The following is a 4811-nucleotide window of genomic DNA, read 5'->3' on the forward strand; positions in this document are numbered from 1 at the left end:
AGATGGCTCATGCATTACATTGTAGTTATCGTGTAGGTATTGTCAAGGCATCGAGCCAGATACTGTTAACGCCCAGCATCAGCGGCGGTGCGTAGCGGCGTCCGCTGCATGCTTTTGTTAGCTCTCACCAGTACCATGTTCAACAATCATCTTCGCAAACTGCTCTCCATCCACAAGTTCGATCTTCTTCCCGACGCTCTCCAAGCATTCATTAGCGGCGCGAACAGCATCATCAGAAAATGTCCCCGTAGTAATAACCATACCAAGATCCGCGCTTTCAGCTTCCATTCCTGATACAAGCTGATCGATAACTTGGCGGTCCACCGGAGGCTCGGGCTGCCAATGCTTAGCCTGAACCGCCACTACCAATGGAAATGTCTCCGCAACCAGGAAAGTGGCCACAACATCAGCCCCCTTGTCTTGACTGCGTGGAACCACTCGTGCTTCCTTAGCTCCGAGGCTTTGGAGCAGGCTCTTGATTAGGTTCTCGAATCCAAAACTATCTATCCGCCCTTTTTGAAGTTCGTTGAGCGCCTGTGTAATGAGGCTGGTCTGCAGGTCAGACTGAAAACTCGGTGTAGCTCCAGAAGTTGCTATATCTAAACAATCACGAATTTCATCCAGGAGATCGGTTGCTGAAGCCGATGTGCCCTGTATCTTCATGCGCGAGATCAATGCCGACTTAGCATACGATCGTGGAATTGGCTGCTTGGCATTCAACCACTTTACCGGCCTGCGGTACGCGGAGTCCTCGCTCTGTTTGTCTTGCAGAAAAATGGCTTCGCCTGCCACCTCAGCAACATAGAATTCCGACCCGTAGGGAACAACGACTAGATCGCCCGCTTCCATTTCACGGATAAACCGCCACATATGTCCTGCCGCTGCTCCCGCGCGGTGTAATGTCTTATCGTCTCGGTAATATGTGGCCCTCACGATTTCCCGAAAGCCGGTCCAGTTCAGCTGCTTATCCAGAAGGCCGTCCGCATTAGCCCAGCCAATAATAATCTGATTGAATTCTAACGCCTCTGGCACCCTGTCGATTTCGCTAGGCGCGACTCGTAGAACGAAAGCTTGCACTCATTTCTCCTTCTTAGAGCTAACAGCTGATTAGGTGGAAAGCGGTATAACCGCAATATCGTGCCGGCGGTATAACTCCGGATTTCCGGCAAAAAGAAAAACGCGCTTTTCCATGCATAATCATAAAGTTACCCCAATCTCTCCCAATATTCACCGTAATCGCGTGCCTTCCGCTTTTTGTGAATTCAATCATTCTTATATATGTGTGCTAGGCGCCCCCTTTTCCGGGCCTGGGCATGGCAACGGCCACCTTGGCGGCTGTGGAAACTGAACGGGGAGACGGTGCAATCTGAGGCGGGCGCGCCTGTCCGTGGCTTTCAGAAAAGCATAGTCCAACATTCGGTTTTTTCATCCCTGCCTGGCTGGCTGGAGCGGTTGCTGTCCGGCTTATTCCGCCTGGGCCAGGACGATGTCCGCCCCGCGGGCAATCTCGCCGTCACTGAGCACATCCACGCGGAGGCCGCCGTGGCCGACCCAGTGTTTCACCACGGCGGCGGTGGTAAGCGTTTCACTGCTCAGGGCGCGGCCCAGGGTAGCGCAGGGCTCGCAGAGCTCGACGCCGCGCAGGCGTACATTGCCGACGGTGAATTCGGTGTTGACGAGGTCGTTGAGGCGAATGCCTCGGGTGACCAGGTTTCGGCGGGTGATGGAGAGGTCCGTTGCTCGCCCCTGCCCGGCGCAGAAGCGCTCGATCTCCTCGGCTTCCACCAGGGTGAGATTCTGGCCGGGGTATTTGCTGAGACCGAAGTTGCGGTCACCGACGATCCCCTTGCCACGCTCAAGCACGATGCGCTCGCACTCGCGTTGCGGGGCCCCGCTTTCGGGGCTGACGAACAGCCGTTCAATGGTCAAGTGGTGCTCCCTGGCTCTCGTTGTGGCTGAGTGCATGGCTGAAGTAATCAATGACATCGGCGCCGACAGCCGCGTGGGCGGCCTGTCGATTTCGGCCCCATGGATCACCACAGAGGCTGCGAACGAGCAGCCGCCCTCTCAACGTGCAAGGCGCCAGGTAAGTGTAATGACTGGCTCCCTCCATTACCCACAGGCTGGCCTGAGAGCTGACCGGGCGGATGGCTCGCTCGACGGCGGCAGTGGTCGCTTCCAGCTCGATCTGTTCATCATTTTCCGCCAGCAGCATCCGGATGGCCTGTGCTCCGGGTGTGGAGTCGTTCTCTTCGAGTAATGCGACCAGGGCCGGGGCGATGGCGTAGACGGCGCCGATGCGCTCATCGTGGAAGCGGCCTTCTCCGCGTTTGAGGCCGGCCTGGAAGGCGGGGTCTGAGGCTTGCATGGATTGCACGTCATCAAAGCTGAAGTCGGCCTCGGGTGGCAACTGACAGGCGTGGGAATCCGCTCGTTCCCCGCAGCGCTGCTGCCAGACCTCATAGGAAGGGAGATGCACGCCAGCCAGGCCCAGCACGCTGTATCCGCCGAGGGAGAAGCCGACAGCGCCCAAGCGTTCCGGATCAATGCGCGGGCCGATGTCGGGGTGCTCGAGCAGCTGATCAATGAGCACGGAGACATCGCGTGTGCGCTCCCAGGGCTGGATGAAGCCCCCCGGCCACTGTCGGACTTCCGTTACCGTGTTGCCGTGATGGTTGACCCCCGCCACGATGAAACCGGCACCCACCAGCTGCTCGGCAAGCCAGGACATCTGGGCCGCGCTGCCACCAGTGCCATGGGAGACGATGATCAATGGCCGCCGGGCCGTGTCCAGGAACGGCGCATTCAAAGCGCTGTGACCGAAGCGAAACACGCCACCCCGCCATTCCTCACCGGCCACTTCAGGCGGCGCCGGATACCAGACGGTGGTTTGCAGCGGCCGCGAGCCATCCCCCGACCAGTGGCTGCGCTCGGCGTCTTCAAGCGCGAGGTGAGCACGCCCCACCGTGCTGTTGGCGGCCGGATCGCCACTGCAGGCGAAGGCCGCAAGCAGCATTGCCAACAGTAGAAGGACCCGGATCAGCGCCGTTGCCGTCGACGGCTCAGGGTTCAGACGACTCATGTTTCTCCAATCTTGTTCTTGTTATTGGGTGGGGTGGGTTGGCTGGCGCCGCAATCGGCGGACAAGCCGGCACCAGTGCACGGGCTTATCAGGGCGTCCGCCACAACGACTTTTGCATCAGAATCCAATCACCCGTGTGCGAGCAGCCTGGGTAATCGACGATGCCCCGGCGCTCAACAACATTGTAACCAAGCTTCCGGTACAGCTTCACCGCCGGGATGTTCTCTTCCGCCACGATCAGGGTAACGGATCTTGTATTGGCTTCGTCGGCCAACTGCTCCGCGAATTTCATGAGGTGGTGGCCAATTCCCTTGCCTCGATAGACGGAGGCTGTCGCGACCGCGTTGACGTACCAGGCGCCGGGCACCCGTGATTCCAGCTCCACGAGCGGGCGGACGACAGCCGGAATGTCATCCAAGGGCCCGGTCTCATAGGGATCGGGCAGCGGATAGGCCAGGAGCATGCCGGCAATGGCATCGCCGGCGGTGGCGACATAGGCGTTTGTGTAGCTGAAACCACCTTCGGTACGAGCGACCCGGCGCGCACCGAAGGCCATGATGTCTTCATCCGGATCAGCCATCTGCCCCCACAGGTAGGCCGGAATCCCCTCCCCTGCCAGATTCATCAGCTCGGCAAGGGCGGGGGCATCCTCAATCTTCGCTTTACGCAGCTGGATATTCATTGCAACCTCAATGAAACGCCAAGAACTCGGTATCAAGCCGGGATCATCGCGCAACGTCATTGCAGCGAACAGTCCCCTTAAACATTTGTAATAAGGATAGCCGAGTATCCGTGAATCGCTCAGCGACATGCCCGCCCAAGGTGCTTCATTTTCTCCAGCCACTGGGCGCGGCCCTTGTCACCGCCCATGGAGGCGCTGATCAGGGTGGTGCGCACGGGCTTGAAGCCGCAGAAACGCAGGATGTTTCGGCGGAAGCTTTTCACGCTGTGGGCGCGGTAGATAAGACGATAGAACAGGGCCGGCATGCCCATGGTGACGATCAGACGGGCCGAGCGCCCCTTGAGGCGACGGGGGCCGAAACTGCCCATGTCCTGACCCGGCTCGGTGACAAAACCCGGGCGGAAGGTCTGCTCCAGGAAGGCCTTGAGAATGGCCGGCATATCGCCCAGCCAGAGGGGATAGAGAAAGACCAGGTGATCGGCCGCTTCAATGGCCTGCTGGGCCTGGCGAATGGCCGGGGGCGGATCACCGGACTCGAAGTCGGCGGCGTTTTTGAGCCAGGGGAAATCCAGCCCGGCCACGTCGATGTGCCGGACCTGGTGCCCGGCGGCTTCCGCTGCGTCCTGATAGGCCACGGCCAGGGCATGACAGTAATGCCCACCGGCCGAGTCGGGGTGTCCCTGGATGATGACAATGCTGGCCATGACGGTGACCTGCTGTTCGTGACGGGTAATAATAGGTTTATCCGCAATAATGGTGGCTTGAGCCGAATCAAGCAGATGTCACTTTAAGGGGTGCATTAGTCGTGAAACTGTCCAATCTGCGGTGCCTGGTGCTGGCCGCCCTGCTTCTGCCGGCACTGGCCTTCGCCGAGCTGCCCGGGACTGATCTCGCCTTCGAGGCAAAAGGCGGGCAGCTGTCTGGAACCCTGTTCCTTCCCGAGGGCGAGGGCCCCTTCCCGGTGGTGGTCTTTCTGGCCGGCTCCGGTGATGAGAGTTACCGAACCGGCTGGGAAGGCGAACGCCGCTCCTGGTTCTGGCCGCAACT

At 59.6% G+C, this 4811-nt stretch carries 5 protein-coding genes and 1 pseudogene; 1 reads left to right on the plus strand and 5 read right to left on the minus strand.

Translation table 11 applies throughout. The features are described from left to right. Positions 1-117: 117 nt before the first annotated feature. The 5 genes from ACJWXQ_RS01150 to ACJWXQ_RS01170 all read right to left on the minus strand — a co-directional run bounded on the left by ACJWXQ_RS01150 (position 118) and on the right by ACJWXQ_RS01170 (position 4468). Positions 118-1077 carry a restriction endonuclease gene (locus ACJWXQ_RS01150; RefSeq protein ID WP_406671971.1) on the minus strand — a complete coding sequence of 320 codons (960 nt, stop codon included), beginning with the start codon at positions 1075-1077 and terminating at the stop codon, positions 118-120. Between the two features lie 387 nt (positions 1078-1464). After that, the gene (locus ACJWXQ_RS01155; RefSeq protein ID WP_406671972.1) at positions 1465-1929 is read right to left on the minus strand and encodes an MOSC domain-containing protein; all 465 of its coding nucleotides are present in this window, start codon (positions 1927-1929) and stop codon (positions 1465-1467) included. After that, positions 1919-3082 (minus strand): alpha/beta hydrolase family protein, encoded by a 1164-nt coding sequence (locus ACJWXQ_RS01160; protein ID WP_406671973.1) that lies wholly within the window; start codon positions 3080-3082, stop codon positions 1919-1921. Before ACJWXQ_RS01160 ends, ACJWXQ_RS01155 begins: the two co-directional genes overlap by 11 nt. A gap of 88 nt (positions 3083-3170) precedes the next feature. Next, positions 3171-3893 carry an N-acetyltransferase family protein gene (locus ACJWXQ_RS01165; protein ID WP_406671974.1) on the minus strand — a complete coding sequence of 241 codons (723 nt, stop codon included), beginning with the start codon at positions 3891-3893 and terminating at the stop codon, positions 3171-3173. Further along, positions 3884-4468 carry an NAD(P)H-dependent oxidoreductase gene (locus tag ACJWXQ_RS01170; RefSeq protein WP_306728819.1) on the minus strand — a complete coding sequence of 195 codons (585 nt, stop codon included), beginning with the start codon at positions 4466-4468 and terminating at the stop codon, positions 3884-3886. The genes ACJWXQ_RS01165 and ACJWXQ_RS01170 overlap by 10 nt, the downstream gene beginning before the upstream one ends. Positions 4469-4569: 101 nt before the next feature. Between ACJWXQ_RS01170 and ACJWXQ_RS01175 the strand changes: the two are divergent. Next, a pseudogene (locus tag ACJWXQ_RS01175) lies at positions 4570-4811 on the plus strand (hypothetical protein); the annotation flags it as partial.

Source organism: Natronospira sp., assembly GCF_007134575.1.
In the GTDB taxonomy this organism is placed as follows: Bacteria; Pseudomonadota; Gammaproteobacteria; order Natronospirales; family Natronospiraceae; genus Natronospira; species Natronospira elongata.

What these genes read in the sequence shown, in the direction of transcription:
- ACJWXQ_RS01170 (WP_306728819.1), bottom strand. Translation starts at nt 4,468, where the DNA reads ATGGCCAGCATTGTCATCATCCAGGGACACCCCGACTCGGCCGGTGGG.
- ACJWXQ_RS01165 (WP_406671974.1), bottom strand. Translation starts at nt 3,893, where the DNA reads ATGTCGCTGAGCGATTCACGGATACTCGGCTATCCTTATTACAAATGT.
- ACJWXQ_RS01160 (WP_406671973.1), bottom strand. Translation starts at nt 3,082, where the DNA reads ATGAGTCGTCTGAACCCTGAGCCGTCGACGGCAACGGCGCTGATCCGG.